The sequence below is a fragment of the Marivivens sp. LCG002 genome, from assembly GCF_030264275.1.
Classification (GTDB): domain Bacteria; phylum Pseudomonadota; class Alphaproteobacteria; order Rhodobacterales; family Rhodobacteraceae; genus Marivivens.
This window is the reverse complement of the sequence record NZ_CP127165.1, coordinates 748752-766205: the sequence shown is the minus strand read 5'-3', so window position 1 is coordinate 766205 and position 17454 is coordinate 748752. Positions and strand designations below refer to the sequence as shown.

Genomic DNA, 17454 nt, shown 5'->3' with positions numbered 1-17454 from the left:
AAGGGCAATGACAACAAAGCCCTTGTGTCAGGATTGGGTGTGGTTTTCGTCCTTGTGGCCCATGTCTTTCCAGACGTGCGCGCGGCGCCACGTCCAAACGATGGACCCGAGGTAAATCGTGCTGAGCACGACAAGGGTCGCCCAAGGCCATGTAAAGAGCACCGCGACGATCCCGATGATCGCAAGCACCAGAAAACGCGCATATTCACGCGGAATCGTCACGGATTTAAGCGACGGTGTGGGGACGCGGCTGATCATAAGGAGCCCCGAGACGAGCATCGCCCCGCCGACGAACCACTGGTTCGGTGCGCCGAGCTCGGGAAAGGTCTTGTGGACAAAGAGCGGGAACATCACGAGAAGGGCACCCGCGGGAGACGGCACACCGACGAAATTGCGGCGCTGTTCGTCCTTGGGACGGGCCTTGGCGTCGACGTTGAAACGTGCAAGGCGCATCACGCAGCAGATCGCATAGATGAGCACCAGAATCCAACCCTCGCTCGAGGATTGGAGGCCATAGAGATACATAACGATCCCCGTCGCCACGCCGAAGTTCATAAAGTCGGCAAGCGAGTCGAGTTCGGCCCCGATTTCGCTTTCGGTCTTGAGAAGCCGCGCAAGTCGCCCGTCAAGACCATCGAGAATGGCCGCCACGAGGATCAGGAACACCGCGAATTCGATCCGCCCCTGCATCGCAAACCGAATGGCCGTCATACCGGCGCAAATGGCCGAAAGAGTCAGCAAATTCGGCAACATCTGCCAAAGAGACAAGGATTTCTTCGATTGCGGTGCCTGTGCCATTTAGATGCTTTCTGCCATGCGGCGCGGCTCGTCGCTGTTGAGATCCGCCAGAACAGTTTCGCCTGCGATCATGGTTTGGCCAAGCGCGACTTTGGGGGCCACACCATGGGGGAGATAAACATCGACGCGCGATCCGAAACGGATAAGGCCGAAACGCTCGCCCGTCTTGAGCTGTTCGCCGCCTTTGACAAAGGGCACGATACGGCGCGCGACAAGACCCGCGATCTGGACAACAGCGATCTCGCGGCCGTCTTCAAGCTCGATACGGAGCGAATTGCGCTCGTTGTCTTCGCTTGCCTTATCGAGCGAGGCATTGAGAAATTTGCCGGGACGATAGGCGACCTTTTTGATCGTGCCCGTGATCGGCGTACGGTTCACGTGACAATTAAAGACGCTCATGAACACCGATACCCGAAGACGCGGCTCGGGACCCATGTCGAGCTCGGCGGGCGGAACTGCCTCTTCGATCAACGAAATCACACCATCGGCGGGCGAGACCATAAGTCCGCTCTGCTGCGGCACCGAACGGATCGGATCGCGGAAGAAGTAATAGCACCAAACCGTCAAACCCACTCCGATCCAACCCAGAGGCTCCCAGATCAGGAAGAGCACGGCAGTGATCGCGGCGAAGATCGCCACGAACTTGCGTCCCTCGGGATGCATCGGCTTGATAAAGGTATCTGTCATTTTCATGGGGCGCCCCCGTCTGTTCAACGCTTGGCCAAAGAATGGCCGAGTTTCCAATCGCCGCTTTTGCGGCTGCTTGCTGCTTCCTTTGCCTCAAGGCTTGCCCGCTGACAAGCAAAAGGGCACTCCTTTTCAGAAGCGCCCCTTGAATTGATCGCGAACTAGGCCCCTCAGACCGTCTCGAGCATACCCTTTTCGCGGGCAAGCTCGGTCATGCGGCTTTGAAGCTTTTCAAAGGCACGCACTTCGATCTGGCGGATACGCTCGCGGCTTACGCTGTATTGTTCGGACAAATCCTCGAGCGTGATGGTTTCATCCTGAAGACGCCGCTGGACCAGAATATCGCGCTCGCGCTCGTTGAGCACCATCATCGCTTCTGCAAGCAACGCGCGGCGGCTCTCGAGCTCGTCACGGGCCTCGTAATGGGCCGCCTGATTGGCGTCCTCGTCCTCGAGCCAGTCCTGCCATTGCGTCGAGGTATCGCCATCCGAACCGACCATCGCGTTGAGAGAGGCATCGCCCCCCGACATACGGCGGTTCATCGAGATGACCTCATCCTCGGTCACACCAAGATCTTTGGCGATTTGCGCGACGTTATCTGGGTGAAGATCCCCCTCCTCCAACGCGCCGATCCGTGCCTTGGCTTTGCGCAGATTGAAGAACAGCTTTTTCTGCGCCGACGTGGTGCCGAGTTTCACAAGGCTCCACGAGCGCAGGATATATTCCTGAATGCTGGCGCGGATCCACCACATCGCATAGGTCGCAAGGCGAAAGCCCTTTTCGGGATCGAAGCGTTTGACCGCCTGCATCAGACCGACGTTCGCCTCGGACACCACCTCGGCCTGCGGAAGACCATAGCCGCGATACCCCATGGCGATTTTGGCCGCGAGACGCAGGTGCGATGTCACAAGCTTATGGGCCGCGCCTGAATCCTGATGATCGACCCAGCGCTTGGCAAGCATGTATTCTTCTTCGGGTTCAAGCATCGGGAATTTGCGGATTTCCTGCAAATACCGATTGAGACCCTGCTCCGGCGACGGTGCCGGAAGATTTGCATAGCTACTTGTATTACTCATATCTGTCCCCCTCCAATGTATAAGGGCTTAACATCGATATTGGTTGCAGATGCCTCCTGTTCAAGAGGCACAATCTAAAATTTCATACGAACTATGCGCCCCATTCCGTCGAAGAACGAGAGGCATTCGACTGCAATCGCGCACAGATGATCTCTTGCAACAATAGAGCCAATTGTGATGCATCGGGTTAACGCAGGGCGCTGCAATAAGTTGCGCCCAAGGGGGTTCAGACCTCGATCTGCCCGCCCAAGTCACGGAGCAAGTCGCGCATATCCTCGGGAAGCGGGGCTTCGAACTCGAGAAACTCACGCGAAACGGGATGGGTAAAGCCCAAAGTCGCGGCGTGCAGCGCCTGCCTTGGAAACTCGGACGCGGCTGCCTGACCCTTTTCCCCGACAGATTTCACGGCAAGCTTTCGGCGCCCTCCGTAAACAGGATCACCGATGAGGCTATGACCGACATGAGCCATGTGCACGCGGATCTGATGTGTGCGCCCTGTCTCGAGCCAACATTCGAGCAAAGCCGCAACCGCGGGTTCGCCCAAGGTCTCGACGATCCGAGCGCGCGTCACGGCATGACGCCCCGTCTCGAAACTCACCGCCTGTCGCTGGCGATCGGTCTTGTGCCGCCCGAGGAAGGTCTGGATTTTCAAGACATTTCCCGGCTCGAAATTCGTGCCCTTGATCCCGTGCAGGCGCGGGTCGTTCTGATCGGGAACCCCGTAGCAGATTGCAAGATAGCGGCGCTCGACCGTATGTTTCTCGAATTGCGCCGCAAGGCCGTGGTGCGCACGATCGGATTTGGCCGCCACCAAAAGCCCGCTCGTTTCTTTGTCGATGCGGTGCACGATGCCGGGACGCTTTTCTCCACCCACACCCGAAAGACTGTCGCCACAGTAATGCATCAAAGCATTGACCACCGTTCCCGAAGGGGTGCCCGGCGCAGGATGAACAACCATGCCCGCAGGCTTGTTGATCACGATCAGATCATCGTCTTCATAAACGACCTCGAGCGGAATATCTTCTGCCTCGAGATGGTCGGCTTCGGTGATTTCGACCGCAATCTCGATCTCGTCGCCTTCGCTCACCTTATGACGCGGATTGTCGATCACCGCGCCGTTCACCGAAACCGCGCCTTGCTCGATCAACTTTCCAAGCCGCGAACGGCTCAGCTCCGCTTCATCTGGCACATCCCGCGAAAGCGCTTTATCAAGACGCGATGGAGGATCGATATCGATCGCAAATTGGATAATAGTGCTCGCCATGACCAAGGCTCCCGAAGAGAACACACCCTTTCCGCAAGAGCTGATCTGGCTCAAACGGCTGGTGATCATTCTTGCAGGTGTGATGATTGCGGGGTTCCTAGTCCTTATCGCAACGCTTGTCATCCGTCTTCGGGAAAGCACGCCCGTTTTTCCCGAGACATTGTCGTTGCCCAAAGGTGCAACACCGCTCTCGATCACCCGCGCAGCCGACTGGATTGCCGTCGTTACGACCGAAAACGAGATCCTGATCCTCTCCGCTGACGGACAGAGCCTGCTTCAGACGCTCAAGATCGACTGATATCGCCTTTGTGCTCTAAATATCCATAACGACCAAAGCAGCCAAAAGCGCAAAAACCCGATCAAGAGGGGCGGTCATCGGCCAAGCTCTCCGGGTCATAGGTAAAAAGAAAACGCGGCGGGATCGGTCCCTTGTTGCGACCGCCCTGCTGCATTTGCTCCCAAGCATGTGCCAGAATGCCGACCGACCGCGACAGACAAAAGAGCCCCCGAGCAAGGGGGGCCGCGCAGCCGAGCTCGGCGAAAATGACGGCGGTCGCCCCGTCGATGTTCATCGGAACAGGACGCGCGCGTCCTTCCCCGAGAGCGGTCTCGACGGCCCCGCCGATCTGGGCAAAGCGCCCTGACACAGTGCCGGCCCCAGCCGCGTCGCGCACCAAGGCCATCAAACGCGGGGCACGCGGATCGCCGTTCTTGTGGAACCGATGACCGAAACCGGGAATGTATTTCGTCCGCTCGTTCTGCCACTGCACGATTGCGGCGCGGGTCGCCTCTTCCAGAGACTGACCCTCTGCGATGCGGCTGTCGATATCGTAATAAAGCTCAAGACTTTGTTCACCTGCACCGCCGTGGACGTCGCCCAGCATATTCACTGCAGTTGCCATCGCATTATTGAGCGGCAAGCCGCACGTGACGGCCATGCGCGCCGCTGCGATGGAAGGCGCCTGTGGGCCATGATCGACCGCCGCAACCAATGCCGCCTCCAAAAGTCGCGCCTCGCCAGCGCTCGGCAAACGGCCCGCCACCATCAGCCAGATCATCGCGGGAAAACTTGTGGTCCCGATCAGGTCCTGAATAGGTAAGCCGCGAAAATTGATCTTGCCCGGTTCCATCTCGATAATAGATGTGCGCCACCAATCGCGCACGTCCTGAGCATCCTGTGTCATATTTCCCCCCGTTCGCGCATCTCGCCGATGTCTTGCGCGGAATATCCCAAGCTCAGAAGAATCTCGTCGCTATCGGCTCCGAGACGCGGCGGTGGCGAGTCGACCTTCGGCACCTCGCCATTGATCTTGATCCCTGTGCGGAGCACCGAAATAGACCGACCGACGCCCTCAACCTCTTCGAAATCGGCGATCATACCTCGCGAACGGATGACCTCGTGATCAAGAACTTCGGTCAGATCGAGCACCGCACCGGCTGGCACCCCGAGCGCGTTGAGTTCTTCGGCCCAATCTTCGGCGGATTTTGCCGCAAGCGCCTTTTCGATCTCCGACCTGAGGGCCAGACGATTACGCTTGCGGTCTTCGCGCGTCAGATAATCCGTATGTGCAATCAAATCCTCGCGGCCGATGTGGCGGGCAAGGATTTCCCACTGCTCGTCTTTATTTGCGGCAATGTTCAGGGGTGCGTCTTTCGCCCTAAAGGTGCCCGAAGGCGCCGAAGTCAGGTTCTCGTTGCCGTTTGCGGTCGGCTTTTGTCCTGCAATCATCCAGTTCGAAACGGCCCAACCCATTGTTGCGATCAGGGACTCGAGCATTGACACGTCGATGAATGCACCTCGGTTCGATGAATTCAGCGCTGCGGAAATGGCCAGTGCCGCCGTCAACCCACCGACCGAATCCGCGACGGGATATCCGACCCGCAGCGGAGCGCTCTCCGCGTCGCCTGTGATGGCCATCACCCCAGACGCCCCTTGGACGATCTGGTCATATGCAGGTCGATGGGTCCAAGGCCCCGTCTGGCCGAAGCCCGAAATCGCACAATAGATCAACTCGGGGTTTTCGCGCCGTAAGACCTCGTAACCGACGCCCAGCCGATCCATCACGCCGGGGCGATAGTTTTCGACAAGCACATCTGCACTTTGGACAAGCCGCCGCAGAACCTCGCGGCCCCTCTCGGTCTTGAGGTTTGCGGTGACCGATTTCTTGCCTGCGTTCTGTGCAAGAAAGGACACCCCCATGCCTTTGGCGCTCAGCTCAGGGTCGGCCCCAAGCTGCCGCGCGAGATCACCCCCTTTGGGCATCTCGACCTTGATCACCTCGGCCCCGAGATGGGCGAGCTGGTGACAACAAAATGGACCCGCCAGAACATTCGTCAGATCGAGCACGCGAATGCCCTTGAGCGGGGTGAGTGCGGAAGGAGCCATGGGGATTCCTGAAATTCTACTAGACAGAACTTTATATCCAATAATAGAACTAATGCAGAGACGGCCCTCGTCTGTCAAGAAAAGGAAGAGACCCGATGTCCGATGCAAAAGGTGTCGATGCCGTCGAGCGCGCGCTTTCCATCCTCGATGCGTTCTCGAAAGATCTGCCCGAATTGACCCTGACCGAGCTCTCCACCCGCACGGGGCTCTATAAGAGCACGATCCTGAGGCTCGCCGTCTCGCTCGAGAAATTCGGCTATATGCTGCGCGGGGAAAACGGAAAGTTCCGCCTAGGACCCGCGGTGTGGCGGCTGGGCGCGCAGTATCGGCACAGTTTCGACCTTGCCGCGATCTTGCGTCCCGAACTCGAAACTTTGAGCGAGGTCACGCAGGAAACGGCATCATTCTATATTCGCGAGGGTGACATGCGGGTCTGTCTCTTTCGGTGCGAACCCGCTCGCGCAATCCGCCATACCATAACAGAAGGCGCGCGCATGGCGCTGGATCGGGGTGCCTCGGGCAAGGTGCTTTTGGCGTTTGCCGGCACCGAAGGTGATCGCGCGACCATCGCCAACGGATATGCTCTCTCTCTTGGCGAGCGAGAAGCGGAAGTCGCGGCGCTTTCGGTCCCGATCCGACGCCCTGACGGGCAGCTTGTCGGAGCCTTGTCTGTCTCGGGATTGATCACCCGTTTCAGCGAGACCAACCGCGCGCAGTTGCTTCATGCGCTCAGGGAAAGCCAAAGCCGTCTCGAAGCGCAAATGATAAACTGATCACTGGACGACTGCCGCGCTCCATTCGCGAAGGAACTGTTGCCGTTTCAGCGGGTCGACAAACACCAAAAGCCCCGTATCGAGCCGAATGGGTCTGAGATAGGATTGCGCGGCAAGCGCACCTGCATTGATACGCGGAAGCCCCGAGTTCTCTTCAAGGACGCGCTGCCCCGTGGCGCTCAGCAGAAAATCCAGAAACGCGGCGCCCCCTGACGGGTTCTCGGCATTGGCGGGGATAAGCGCCGTGCGCAAGAGGATGTTGGTAAAATCCTCAAGCTCGATGATCGTCGCCGCGCCCTTCTGGTCAAGTCGCGCAAGCGCGTAGCTTCCCAGAACGTTGTAGGCGATGGCCAATTCACCGCTTTCGACGGCGTTCAGCATGGCGCTCGAGGCCTCGTAGAGTTTCGGCTCGAGCCCGCCCATGACCTCGCTCAGCCGCCAATAGGTGTCCGACTGCCGCGCGTCTTGGGTGGCAAAGAGATACCCCGCCCCCGATTTGCGGGGATCATAGGTGCCGATCCGCCCGCGAAAGGTTTCGGGATCATCCCGAAGCTGGCGAATAAGATCGGATCGGGTCGCGGGGGTCTGCCGCCCCTCGAATGCGGCCTGCGAAACGACCGTCACCACAGGTTCTTGGGCAAAGGCAAAGAGTTGATCCTGCCAGCGCGCCCAATCGGGTAGAGCTTCGGTTTGCGCCGAGCTGTGTCCCTGTGCCAAGCCGTCGTTCGCCAGCTTCATCTGGAGATCCATGGCCGACGACACCGCCAGATCAAACACCGCCCCCTCTTCGTAAATCGCGCGATAGACTTCCTGCGTGCTCGCGACGACGTAATCGACGCCTATATCGGGTCGCACCTCTTGGAAGGCTTCGATCACGGGGCGAAAAATGCCGATATCGGTGGTGGAAAGGATCGAGATGGTCTCGTCCCCCTGCCCTTGGAACAGTTGTTGCTGTTCGATGTCAAAGGCGAGCGTCGTGGATGCGATCAGCGTGATCGCAATGGAACATAGAGCGCCGCGCATGTGCCTCCCTCCTCTCGTTCAACGATTTCAAATCTTCCGTTCAGGGATCGTGCAACCTCTTTCACGATGGTCAGACCGAGCCCCGAGCCAACCACGTCTTCGACGTTTGCACCGCGTTGGAAACGCCCCGTCAGTTGCGCAGCTTGCGCCCCGAAAAGCCCGCGCCCGCTGTCCTTGACCTCGAGGCGGGCAAACCCGTCTGCGCTGATGACACTCACCTCGACCAAACCGTCTTTGGGCGTGTATTTGATCGCATTATCAATAAGATTTCGCAAAGCGGCTTCGAGAAGGATGCGATCGGCATCGACGGTGATGTCTTGGGCATGCGGAAGGCAAACCAGTCGCACGCCTTTCATCTCGGCAGATGGTTCATAGCTCTCGGTGATGTCTTCGACCAAGAGAGACAGATCGATTTGTTCGTCTGCCCGTTGGTCGGACCGAAAGACCACCGCAGCGTGTTCGAGCATCTGCCCCGCAGAGCGTGCAGAGGTGTCAACAGAGCGGATCATCGAACGGATCGTTTGCCGCGCCTCTTCGTTTTCGGTTTGGCGCAGTGCGATTTCCGCCTGCGCCCGCAACGTCGCGAGGGGCGTGCGAATGTGATGTGCTGCCTCGGCGATAAACGTCTCGGTCCGGCTCAGGGCGACGGACAGGCGCGACATGAACCCATTGAGCGCCGTCACCAAGGGCACAAGCTCTCGCGGCACAGGGCGTTGGACAGGGCGAAGATCCTGCGGGCCACGCCGCCCAACGGCCTCGACCAGCGACGACACGGGTTTCACCACAAGTCGGGCGGTCAGAAGCGAGAGGCCGACGGCAATCACAAAGAACCCGATGCCGAGAAGTGCCGCCCGCTCGGCAAGGCTCGCCACGATGGTTTCCTGCGATGTGCGGGTCTGGGCAACGATCACCCGCACAGGCAGCGCTTTGCCGTTGACCAGAACAGAGCGTTCCACCGCCGCCGCCCGCACAAGCAAACCGCGATAGGCATCGTCATAAAAAAGCGGCGTCAATCCATTCAGCGGTTCGGTCGGGAGCGCCAGCTCGTCATAGCCCGTGACGGTCTCGTCACCGATTGTGATCCGGTAGAACACCCGATCCTGCCCGATCGAACCCAGCATGGAAAAGGCGGTATAGGGGATATCGACCGCCACCCCCTCTTCGCCACCCCTGAGTTCTTCGGCAATAGCGATGGTTGCCGCCCCCAGAATGCTGTCCTGCGTGCGCTCTACCGCAGAATCGGCAACCGTGCGCACCGAGAGATAGAGCAACCCGGAGAGGAGAATCGCCACCAAAAGAAGCTGGAGGAGCAGCCTTCGACGAATCGAAATCGACTGATTCACGACCCGTTTCATGCAGCGGTGAGGCGATAACCCACGCCCCTGACGGTCTCGATTCTGGCCCCACTGCCCTCGAGTTTTTTGCGCAGACGCCCGACGTAAACCTCGATCGCATTGTCGGTGACGGCCTCGGATGCAGAGAACAGACGGTCACATAATTGCCCCTTGGAAAAGATGCGGTCGGGGGCGGAAATCAGCACCTCGAAAAGACGCAATTCGCGGCTTCGGAGCTCTCGGGTTTCATGTGCGAAACTGACCGTTGCCCCCAGCGGATCAAAGGTCAGATCGGCAAAGGTCATACGGGTTTGCGACACCCCGGATCGACGGCGGAGCACGGCGCGCACACGCGCCTCTAACTCTTCAAAATCAAAGGGCTTTGTGACATAGTCATCGGCACCTGTATCGAGGAGAGCGACCCGATCGGACACCGCCGAACGGGCGGTCATCACGATCACGGGCGTGTCCCGTTGGGCGCGCCTGTGCGAGGCCAGAAAATCGCGACCATCGCCATCGGGGAGCATGATGTCGAGCAAGATGAGATCATAGCTTGCGGCGGCAAGGTGATCCTCGGCATCGGCGAGCGATGCGGCCCAATCCACGCCGTGCCCATCGAGCGACAATCGCTTCTGCACCGACAGAGCAAGATCGCTGTTATCCTCGACGAGAAGAAATCTCACCCTGCGCCCTCCTATGACATTTTTTTGAACATGACAGGTTCGTGTCAGGTTGAAGGGAAATCTTTCGTCTTCGCAAGGGGCCGGAGGGACCGCCCCTCAAGACTGTCTGGGAGGACAACAATGAAAATGACAATCAAGGCGCTCGTTTCGAGCGTTGCTCTCACCGTTGCAGCCAGCTCTGCCTTCGCAGCCGAGTGCATTGCCCCCGCCAACCCCGGTGGTGGCTGGGACTTCACCTGCCGCCAGATCGGCAAAATCCTTTTCGACATCGGCCAAGTGTCCGAGCCGGTTCAGGTGACGAACATGGCTGGCGGCGGCGGCGGTCTTGCGTTCAGCCACGTTGTGAACGAGCGCGCTGACGATGCAGACCTTATTGTTGCGGCCTCTTCGGCAACCACCACCCGTCTTGCCCAGAACGCTTTCGGCGGCATGACCGCTGATCAGGTTCGCTTTGTCGGCGCCATCGGTGCCGATCCGGGCGTAATCGTGGTTGCAGCCGACAGCCCGTTCCAGTCGCTGAACGATCTCGTCGCTGCAATGCAAGCAGATCCGAGTTCGGTCGCCTTTGCCGGCGGTTCGGCCGTGGGCGGTTTCGACCACCTCAAGGTTCTCCAGGTTGCCAAAGCCAGCGGCATCAACGAAGTGACCAAGATCAAATACATCGGTGTTGACGGTGGTGCGGATGCCATCACCCAGACCGTCGGCGGCTTTACCCAAGGCATGACCGGCGACATGTCGGAAATCGTCGGCTTCATCAAATCGGGTGAAGTGCGCGCATTGGCCGTCCTGACCGAAGAGCGCGTTCCGGGCTTCGAGGACATCCCGACTGCGCGTGAACAGGGTGTCGACGTTGTGGCCGTGAACTGGCGCGGTCTCTATGTGCCCAAGAACATCTCGGATGACGAGTTCAACGCTTGGGCGGACAAGCTCGCGGCGGTTGCTGCCTCGGACGAGTGGAAGCAGGCCATGACGGACAACGGTCTTGCGCCCTTCACCAAAGTCGGCGGTGACTTCCAGTCTTGGGTTGACGGCGTTGTTGCCGAAACCGAAGCGCTCAGCCGTGAAATCGGTGTGATCCAGTGATGAAAAGCGACCGCGTCTTCGGACTGGTCGCCGTGCTGGTGGCGCTCGCGTATATCGCGAGCGCCCTCCAGATTCAGACCAGCTTCCTGTCTGATCCTGTCGGATCAAAAACCTTTCCGATCCTGATCGCTTCTGCCGCCATCATTTGCGGTGTGGTGATGATTTTCAAACCGGATGTGGAACCGGACTGGCCCGAATTGAACGTCCTCGCCTCGCTGGTGTTTTCGGTCATCATCCTTGTCGGCTATGCCTATGCGCTCAAGCCGATCGGGTTTTTGGTCCCGACCGCCATCGTGGCCTCGATCCTGAGTTATCAGATTTCGCCCAAACCCAAATTCGCCGTTCTTGCGGGCTGCGGACTTTCGGTCGGACTTTTCATCGTCTTCAAGTATGCACTCGGCCTCAGCCTTGTTGCATTCCCCAAAGCCTTGATGGGCTGAGGAGTTATTCATGGACATTCTAGCTAATCTGGCGCTTGGCTTCGACATCGCGCTAAGCCCCTATACGTTCCTACTGGCCGTGATCGGCTGTTTTCTGGGGACGATCATCGGTGCGCTTCCCGGACTTGGGCCGTCGAACGGCGTAGCCATTCTGATCCCGATCACCTTTACACTCGGCCTTGATGCGGTTGCGGCGCTGGTTCTTCTGACCTCGGTTTACTACGGCGCGATGTATGGCGGTCGGATCAGCTCGATCCTTCTCAACATTCCGGGTGACGAGCCCGCGATGATGACCACGCTCGACGGTTTTCCGATGGCCAAAAACGGCCGTGCGGGGGATGCGCTCGTCATCTCGGGGGTGGCTTCCTTTGTCGGTGCTTTGCTGGCAACCCTCGGTCTCATGCTGCTGGCTCCGCTGCTGGCGCGTGTCGCCTATCTCTTCGGCCCTGCCGAATATTTCGCGCTTTACCTGCTTGCCTTCTCGACCCTTGGCGGCATCGCTTCGTCGAACCAGGCCAAGGCCGCGCTCGCCTCTTGTGTGGGGCTCGGCATCGCGATGATCGGGCTTGATAACACCACGGGCATGCCGCGCTTTACGGGCGGAAACATGCACCTGATGGACGGCGTCGATTTCCTCGTCGCTATCGTCGGTCTCTTTGCAGTGTCCGAAGTGTTCGTCTTTATCGAAAGCCACGGCAAAAACAGCGCCGTCGGCATCAAGCTCGACAAAGTCACGATCCCCTATCGCGAGATCTGGTCGACCCGTTGGACGATGCTCCGCTCGTCGGTCGTCGGCTTTATCGCAGGCGTCCTTCCCGGAGCTGGTGCCTCTCTGGGTTCGTTCCTCACCTATATGATGGAGAAATCCATCGCGGGCGACAAAGGCGGCTTCGGCACAGGCGTTGCCAAGGGTGTTGCCGCCCCCGAAGCGGGCAACAACGCAGCCGCAGGCGGCGCGCTCGTTCCCATGCTCACCCTCGGTGTTCCGGGATCGGGCACCACTGCGGTTCTTCTGGCCGTTCTCATGACGCTGAATATCACGCCTGGCCCGACGCTCTTTGCCGATCGTCCGGATGTGGTCTGGGGCCTGATCGCCTCGCTGCTCATTGCCAACTTCGTGCTTCTCGCCATGAACGTTCCCATGGTCAAAGTCTTTGTCCGCATCCTCTCGGTTCCGCCTGCTCTTCTCCTCCCCGGCGTGACCATGATCTCGTTTGTCGGCATCTATTCTCTGTCGGGAAGCTACTTTGACCTCGTCCTGATGATCGCCTTCGGTGTGATGGGCTATGTGTTCCGCAAGCTCGACATTCCCACTGTTCCCGTGATCCTCGGGATCCTTCTGGGCAACCAGATGGAGGACAACCTTCGCCGCGCAATGGTTCTTTCGGATGGGGACTGGACGTTCCTCTTTTCCTCGACCATTGCTAACGGGCTTTGGATCGCAGCGGTTCTGGGTTTTGTCGCCCCGCTCTTCCTGCGTCGTTTCCTGAAAAAGCCTGAACTCTCGGAAGACTGATCATGACACGCATTCTTATTCCCTCGGGTGCCCTTGGCCTTGGCTATGACAAAGAGGCTCTGGAACGGGGGATCGCGAATGCACCTGATCTGATCGCCATTGATGGAGGGTCCACGGACAGTGGGCCCTCTTATCTTGGGCGGGGGGTGTCGAAATATGCACGCTCCTCGACCAAGGCCGAATGGAAAGGGCTGATCGAGGCCCGTGCGCGGGCAGGTTGCCCTCTGGTCATCGGCACGGCGGGCACCTGCGGCGCGGACAGCACCGTTGACTGGCTCTTCGAGATCACACGCGAAATTTTGGCCGAACTCGGCCTGTCCGCACGGATCGCGACGCTTTATTCCCAGCAGGACGCCGAGGTCTTGGTCGATACTTTGGCGAGCGGCAAGATCACGCCGCTTCCCCATGCGCCCGAAATCAGCGCCGACCTCCTCCGATCCTGCACCAATATCGTCGCGCTTGCGGGGGCCGAGCAGATCAACGCCGCGCTTGCGGGCGGCGCCGATATCGTCATTGCAGGGCGCACCACCGACACCGCCATTATCGCCGCGCTCCCCCTTGCGCGGGGGGACAACGCGGGCGCGGCATGGCATGCGGCCAAGATCGGTGAATGCGGTGCGCTTTGCGCCACCAATCCGCAATCGGGCGTCATCCAGATCGACATTGATCAAGAAGGTTTCACCGTCACGCCCTTGGCCGATGGCGCATTTGCCAGCCCGCATACGGTATCGGCACATATGCTTTACGAGAATTCGGATCCGTTCATTCTCTATGAACCCGGCGGCCATCTTGATGTGACCCACACACAGTATGAGCAGCTCGACGAGCGTTCCGTGCGTGTCACGGGGTCTGTCTGGCATCCCTCCGACGATTATACGGTCAAGCTCGAAGGCGCACGCGTCACGGGCTTTCAAACGATCCAGATCGCTACGATCCGCGACCGCCGCTATGTCGAAAACGTGGAGGCGTGGTGCGCCGATATTCTTGTCAAACACAGGGCCAAGACCTGTGACCGCCTTGGCCTCTCGCCCGATGATTTCAGCGTCGAGCTGCGGATCATGGGCCTCTCGTCGACGCTTGGCGAGATCGAGAGCCGCAAGGTCATCCCGACAGAGGTCGGCATTCTTGCCATCATCACGGCCCCGACCCAAGAGCGCGCGAACGAAATCGCAAAGCTGATGAACCCCTATCTGCTCCACCATCCGCTGACCCAAGAAGAAGAGCAGCCGACCTTTGCCTTCCCCTTTTCCCCTGCCGAGATCGACCGCGGCGCATCCTATGGCTTTTGCCTGAACCACATCCGCCATCTGTCCGATCCGATGGAGGCGTTCCGTCTGGAGTTCCACGATGCCTGAGCTTGGCCAAATCGTTCAGAAAGTCCGCTCCAAGAATGCAGGGCCTTTCTGGCTTACCATCGACATTTTCTGCGGAGACTCTGCAGCCTTTGATCGGGTCGTCAAAGGGCTTGGAACAGACCGCGTTGCCGCACTTTTTCGGGCTGAAACCTCGGACGTGAAACGCTTCGACATCCCGAGCCTCAATGTCGTGAAATTCTCGCTCCCGCGACCTGCGATCCAAGGCACGCCAGAGGACCGCGACATGCATGGCGCGGGTTGGGCGCCGCTCCTTGCCGAGATCGAAATCAACTAGCGCTTCATCCGCCGCTCGACGATGGGGGAAAGCATGATCACCAGAACGATCCGGATGATATGGTGGGCGACAACAAACCCCACGTCCGCCCCCGCAACAAGTGCAAGAACCGCCATTTCGGCCTGACCACCCGGCGAAAAGGCGAGCAATCCTTCCAGAAACGGCACAAGCCCGAGAGCAATCGCAGCGCCTGCGAAAAGGCTCGAGACGATGAAAATCAGCACGGAATAACCAAGACCCGCGACCACATCGATACGCAACTCTTTCCAAGTGATGCCCGAATATTTCACGCCAACGGTAAAGCCGATAAAGAACTGAGCCGCGTAAATCGCCTGTGCAGGCGGACGATGTTCGATCAAACCCGAAAGACTGAACACAGTTGCGAGGATCATCGGCCCGAGAATCGAGGCGCCGAAGAGCCCGATCTTTTTTGCGCCCTGCCAGCCGACAATTCCGACAGCTGCCATGAGCAACACCTCGTGAAGCGGTAGCTCCGCAATCGGCAATCCAGGTGCGCGCGACAAGTCGATGTGCAGCACATAGGCAAAGAGCATGGGCAACAAGGTGACGATCACCAACACACGCGTCGCATGGATCAAAGACATGGCCCGAACGTCGCCGCCTGCCTCTTCGCCAAAAACAAGCATATCCTGCAGGCCGCCCGGCATAGCGGAATAATAGGCGGTCGCGTGATCGAACCCGAAGACGCGGCGAAAGAACGGATATCCGACAAGCCCGATAATGAGCGTCAAAAGAGGCATCAAGGCCAGCGAGATCAGCATCTCGTCAAGTCTATGGAACAATTCGGGGGTGATCGAGGTGCCGACCGCGACCCCGAGAATGGTGCGCATCAGATTGGATGTCTTTGGTGCGCCTTTCAGCCTTATGCCGAAAAGCGAAGCCGCAAGGCAGCCCGCCAAAGGCCCGAGCAGCCATGGAAGCGGCAAATGAGCCAAGCTGAACACGGCGACGCCAACAAGCGATATGGCGATGGTGAGCGCAAGCCTGAAATAGTTCGACAACGATCTTCTCCCCCGTCTGAACGCGGGATAGGCGCGGTCCCTGACAACAACCTGACGCGGCCGCAAAACCCATCGGGTTCGGCGTCAACGGCTTGTTCAACGATGTTTGGAGAGTGGTACCACCTCCCCGGCTCGAACGGGGGACCTCCTGATCCACAATCAGGCGCTCTAACCAACTGAGCTAAGGCGGCACTGCGGGCGATTTAGCCCTGCTTTGAGATGAATGCAAGGGGCTTTGGGCGGAAAAACGAAATGCACCTGCTTGCCTTATGACGTGGCTGGCCTTAGGTCATTTCCAGCACATGAACGGAGATCAGCATGGGTATCGATACCGAACGCGACGTCGAAGCCAATCTTCAGATTGGACCGACCAGCACTGGAATGGTCCGAATTTTCATCGAGTCGGAAGGCGTAGAAATCCCGATGGATTTCGAACCCGAAGAAGCCGAAGAAATCGCCGAAGAGATTCGCGCCGCAGCCCAAGCCGCCAGGGCGCTTCGCTAGGTCATCGCGCCGCTCCGACCCTCGGGTCGCGCATCCCCTGAAGCCGCAGAGCCGTGGTGCGCGCGAATTTATGCGTCAGCACCTTGCGCCGCGCGGCGGCAAGCTTGGTCTCTTCGGGCATACGGATGATCTCGGCGCCATATCCATCGGCAATGATCAGACCGCTTTCAGGCGGCAAAAGCTCGGTCGGGAATTCCGTATCCACCGCCCAGAAAAAGCGGTCACACCATTCCAGATAGCCTTGCCACTTGCTGTCCGATTGAAAATCGGCGCGGGATGACTTGCATTCGATGACCCAGATCTCGCCCTTGGGTCCCAAGGCCATCACATCGACACGAAGACCCGACGTCGGCACCAACTCCTCGACCGTTACAAAGTCGTGGCTGAGCAAATGCCGACAGACCCCGCGAGCGAGCAACTGCCCCGGTTGAGGGGTGATTTCGGGCATGAGGTCGTCATTGATGATCGGCATGGGGAAACCATGAACAATCCATGAACATACGTCAAGACTTGGACTGCATGACTGCGTTTGGCACTTGAAGAACCGCGCCGCACGCCCTACCTACGTGAGCGGCGGGTTTCTGCTCTTCTCGTGCGTAAGCGTTTACATTCCAGTGGCCTTAAGCAAATCCGAGGGAGCTGGCTCTGTCTGGGTCCTGGCTCAGTTATCTGGCGCCCACCTGTATATACAGGTCCTCGGGAATAAAACGTGCACGGTCGCTGTGGTTCTCGCCACCAACAAAAACGCCGCTCGGGTATCCGGGCGGCGTTTTTGATTAGTGCAGGTTTCGTGCGCGATAGGTCTTGTGGCTCCGCGCTTCGACCCTCACCAGCGCGGGTTCGGGCATGAGACCGATTTTCGTCCCGCCGCGGGGTTCATCATCATCGTCTTCGGCCATATTCATGACCGCGATACCGAACTGGACACCCGCAAAGACAAGCCCGTTGAAAAGCCAAAGAAGAAACACGGCCAGAAGTCCGACATCGGACGTGCTCACCAGATGCCACAGGTTCGCGACATTGTACCACAAGAGCAATCCGACCAGAACGGCGGACAGCACAAATCCGATGGCGACATGGGTGATGTAAAGACGGATGAGTTTCGGCATGAGCGAGTCTCCCTTCACAATGGATGATAGGAGCATCGGAGCCGCCAACAATAGAAAAAGGCCCCAAAGGGCCCTTTTGTCGCGCAATCGGCTGATTCAAGCCGAA

General features: G+C 58.9%; 20 protein-coding genes and 1 tRNA gene. 8 read left to right on the top strand and 13 right to left on the bottom strand.

The features are described 5' to 3' along the window. Positions 1 to 27: 27 nt before the first annotated feature. From pssA to QQG91_RS03900, 4 genes are all read right to left on the bottom strand, one after another. A complete protein-coding gene (gene pssA, locus QQG91_RS03915; RefSeq protein ID WP_285771676.1) occupies positions 28 to 798 on the bottom strand; it encodes a CDP-diacylglycerol--serine O-phosphatidyltransferase in 771 nt (256 codons plus the stop codon). Next, a complete protein-coding gene (locus QQG91_RS03910; protein WP_285771675.1) occupies positions 799 to 1491 on the bottom strand; it encodes a phosphatidylserine decarboxylase in 693 nt (230 codons plus the stop codon). A 164-nt stretch (positions 1492 to 1655) separates the two neighbouring features. Then, complete coding sequence (gene rpoH / locus QQG91_RS03905; RefSeq protein ID WP_285771674.1) at positions 1656 to 2561, bottom strand: RNA polymerase sigma factor RpoH; 906 nt, start codon at positions 2559 to 2561, stop codon at positions 1656 to 1658. Positions 2562 to 2787: 226 nt separating this feature from the next. After that, the gene (locus QQG91_RS03900; RefSeq protein WP_285771673.1) at positions 2788 to 3825 is read right to left on the bottom strand and encodes an RluA family pseudouridine synthase; all 1038 of its coding nucleotides are present in this window, start codon (positions 3823 to 3825) and stop codon (positions 2788 to 2790) included. Between QQG91_RS03900 and QQG91_RS03895 the strand changes: the two genes are divergently transcribed. Then, positions 3824 to 4123 carry a DUF6476 family protein gene (locus QQG91_RS03895; RefSeq protein ID WP_285771672.1) on the top strand — a complete coding sequence of 100 codons (300 nt, stop codon included), beginning with the start codon at positions 3824 to 3826 and terminating at the stop codon, positions 4121 to 4123. The genes QQG91_RS03900 and QQG91_RS03895 overlap by 2 nt on opposite strands. A 61-nt stretch (positions 4124 to 4184) precedes the next feature. Here QQG91_RS03895 and QQG91_RS03890 read toward each other — a convergent pair whose 3' ends face one another. After that, positions 4185 to 5009 carry a citryl-CoA lyase gene (locus QQG91_RS03890; RefSeq protein WP_285771671.1) on the bottom strand — a complete coding sequence of 275 codons (825 nt, stop codon included), beginning with the start codon at positions 5007 to 5009 and terminating at the stop codon, positions 4185 to 4187. Then, positions 5006 to 6211 carry a CaiB/BaiF CoA transferase family protein gene (locus QQG91_RS03885; RefSeq protein ID WP_285771670.1) on the bottom strand — a complete coding sequence of 402 codons (1206 nt, stop codon included), beginning with the start codon at positions 6209 to 6211 and terminating at the stop codon, positions 5006 to 5008. The genes QQG91_RS03890 and QQG91_RS03885 overlap by 4 nt, the downstream gene beginning before the upstream one ends. Positions 6212 to 6306: 95 nt before the next feature. Between QQG91_RS03885 and QQG91_RS03880 the strand changes: the two genes are divergently transcribed. Then, the gene (locus QQG91_RS03880) at positions 6307 to 6984 is read left to right on the top strand and encodes an IclR family transcriptional regulator (RefSeq protein ID WP_285771669.1); all 678 of its coding nucleotides are present in this window, start codon (positions 6307 to 6309) and stop codon (positions 6982 to 6984) included. Here the strand turns inward: QQG91_RS03880 and QQG91_RS03875 are convergent, their stop codons facing one another. The 3 genes from QQG91_RS03875 to QQG91_RS03865 are packed head-to-tail and all read right to left on the bottom strand — an operon-like array spanning position 6985 to position 10024. After that, positions 6985 to 8007 (bottom strand): ABC transporter substrate-binding protein, encoded by a 1023-nt coding sequence (locus tag QQG91_RS03875; protein ID WP_285771668.1) that lies wholly within the window; start codon positions 8005 to 8007, stop codon positions 6985 to 6987. After that, complete coding sequence (locus QQG91_RS03870; protein ID WP_285771667.1) at positions 7971 to 9350, bottom strand: sensor histidine kinase; 1380 nt, start codon at positions 9348 to 9350, stop codon at positions 7971 to 7973. The genes QQG91_RS03875 and QQG91_RS03870 overlap by 37 nt, the downstream gene beginning before the upstream one ends. 8 nt (positions 9351 to 9358) lie before the next feature. Next, entirely contained in the window at positions 9359 to 10024 is a 666-nt protein-coding gene (locus QQG91_RS03865) for a response regulator transcription factor (RefSeq protein WP_285771666.1), read from the bottom strand. A 120-nt stretch (positions 10025 to 10144) separates the two neighbouring features. On the opposite strand from QQG91_RS03865, the gene QQG91_RS03860 reads away from it, so the two are divergent. From QQG91_RS03860 to QQG91_RS03840, 5 genes are read left to right on the top strand one after another with little or no spacing between them, the layout of a single operon-like run. Beyond that, entirely contained in the window at positions 10145 to 11107 is a 963-nt protein-coding gene (locus tag QQG91_RS03860; protein ID WP_352232114.1) for a Bug family tripartite tricarboxylate transporter substrate binding protein, read from the top strand. Then, positions 11107 to 11547, top strand: coding sequence for a tripartite tricarboxylate transporter TctB family protein (locus QQG91_RS03855; RefSeq protein WP_285771665.1), 441 nt, complete (start codon positions 11107 to 11109; stop codon positions 11545 to 11547). Before QQG91_RS03860 ends, QQG91_RS03855 begins: the two co-directional genes overlap by 1 nt. 10 nt (positions 11548 to 11557) lie before the next feature. After that, a complete protein-coding gene (locus tag QQG91_RS03850; RefSeq protein ID WP_285771664.1) occupies positions 11558 to 13063 on the top strand; it encodes a tripartite tricarboxylate transporter permease in 1506 nt (501 codons plus the stop codon). 2 nt (positions 13064 to 13065) lie between these two features. Continuing rightward, positions 13066 to 14418 carry an acyclic terpene utilization AtuA family protein gene (locus tag QQG91_RS03845; protein ID WP_285771663.1) on the top strand — a complete coding sequence of 451 codons (1353 nt, stop codon included), beginning with the start codon at positions 13066 to 13068 and terminating at the stop codon, positions 14416 to 14418. Further along, positions 14411 to 14713, top strand: coding sequence for a DUF4387 family protein (locus QQG91_RS03840; protein ID WP_285771662.1), 303 nt, complete (start codon positions 14411 to 14413; stop codon positions 14711 to 14713). Before QQG91_RS03845 ends, QQG91_RS03840 begins: the two co-directional genes overlap by 8 nt. Here QQG91_RS03840 and QQG91_RS03835 read toward each other — a convergent pair. Together QQG91_RS03835 and QQG91_RS03830 are read right to left on the bottom strand one after the other, a co-directional pair. Next, positions 14710 to 15735 (bottom strand): AbrB family transcriptional regulator, encoded by a 1026-nt coding sequence (locus tag QQG91_RS03835; RefSeq protein WP_285771661.1) that lies wholly within the window; start codon positions 15733 to 15735, stop codon positions 14710 to 14712. The genes QQG91_RS03840 and QQG91_RS03835 overlap by 4 nt on opposite strands. A 114-nt stretch (positions 15736 to 15849) precedes the next feature. Next, positions 15850 to 15926 (bottom strand) — tRNA-His (locus QQG91_RS03830). Between the two features lie 127 nt (positions 15927 to 16053). Here QQG91_RS03830 and QQG91_RS03825 point away from each other — a divergent pair. Next, entirely contained in the window at positions 16054 to 16239 is a 186-nt protein-coding gene (locus QQG91_RS03825) for a DUF6324 family protein (RefSeq protein ID WP_285771660.1), read from the top strand. Between the two features lies 1 nt (position 16240). Here QQG91_RS03825 and QQG91_RS03820 read toward each other — a convergent pair whose 3' ends face one another. Together QQG91_RS03820 and QQG91_RS03815 are read right to left on the bottom strand one after the other, a co-directional pair. Then, positions 16241 to 16711: an MmcB family DNA repair protein gene (locus QQG91_RS03820; RefSeq protein ID WP_285771659.1), complete on the bottom strand. Its 471-nt coding sequence runs from the start codon at positions 16709 to 16711 to the stop codon at positions 16241 to 16243. 304 nt (positions 16712 to 17015) lie between these two features. Next, entirely contained in the window at positions 17016 to 17348 is a 333-nt protein-coding gene (locus tag QQG91_RS03815) for a hypothetical protein (protein WP_285771658.1), read from the bottom strand. Positions 17349 to 17454: the final 106 nt, after the last annotated feature.

Coding starts and splice junctions, on each gene's coding strand:
- QQG91_RS03900 (WP_285771673.1), bottom strand. CDS start 3,825: ATGGCGAGCACTATTATCCAATTTGCGATCGATATCGATCCTCCATCG.
- QQG91_RS03845 (WP_285771663.1), top strand. CDS start 13,066: ATGACACGCATTCTTATTCCCTCGGGTGCCCTTGGCCTTGGCTATGAC.
- QQG91_RS03820 (WP_285771659.1), bottom strand. CDS start 16,711: ATGCCGATCATCAATGACGACCTCATGCCCGAAATCACCCCTCAACCG.
- QQG91_RS03825 (WP_285771660.1), top strand. CDS start 16,054: ATGGGTATCGATACCGAACGCGACGTCGAAGCCAATCTTCAGATTGGA.
- QQG91_RS03910 (WP_285771675.1), bottom strand. CDS start 1,491: ATGAAAATGACAGATACCTTTATCAAGCCGATGCATCCCGAGGGACGC.
- QQG91_RS03875 (WP_285771668.1), bottom strand. CDS start 8,007: ATGCGCGGCGCTCTATGTTCCATTGCGATCACGCTGATCGCATCCACG.
- QQG91_RS03885 (WP_285771670.1), bottom strand. CDS start 6,211: ATGGCTCCTTCCGCACTCACCCCGCTCAAGGGCATTCGCGTGCTCGAT.
- QQG91_RS03860 (WP_352232114.1), top strand. CDS start 10,145: ATGAAAATGACAATCAAGGCGCTCGTTTCGAGCGTTGCTCTCACCGTT.
- QQG91_RS03850 (WP_285771664.1), top strand. CDS start 11,558: ATGGACATTCTAGCTAATCTGGCGCTTGGCTTCGACATCGCGCTAAGC.
- rpoH (WP_285771674.1), bottom strand. CDS start 2,561: ATGAGTAATACAAGTAGCTATGCAAATCTTCCGGCACCGTCGCCGGAG.
- QQG91_RS03880 (WP_285771669.1), top strand. CDS start 6,307: ATGTCCGATGCAAAAGGTGTCGATGCCGTCGAGCGCGCGCTTTCCATC.
- QQG91_RS03895 (WP_285771672.1), top strand. CDS start 3,824: ATGACCAAGGCTCCCGAAGAGAACACACCCTTTCCGCAAGAGCTGATC.
- QQG91_RS03840 (WP_285771662.1), top strand. CDS start 14,411: ATGCCTGAGCTTGGCCAAATCGTTCAGAAAGTCCGCTCCAAGAATGCA.
- pssA (WP_285771676.1), bottom strand. CDS start 798: ATGGCACAGGCACCGCAATCGAAGAAATCCTTGTCTCTTTGGCAGATG.
- QQG91_RS03890 (WP_285771671.1), bottom strand. CDS start 5,009: ATGACACAGGATGCTCAGGACGTGCGCGATTGGTGGCGCACATCTATT.
- QQG91_RS03815 (WP_285771658.1), bottom strand. CDS start 17,348: ATGCCGAAACTCATCCGTCTTTACATCACCCATGTCGCCATCGGATTT.
- QQG91_RS03855 (WP_285771665.1), top strand. CDS start 11,107: ATGAAAAGCGACCGCGTCTTCGGACTGGTCGCCGTGCTGGTGGCGCTC.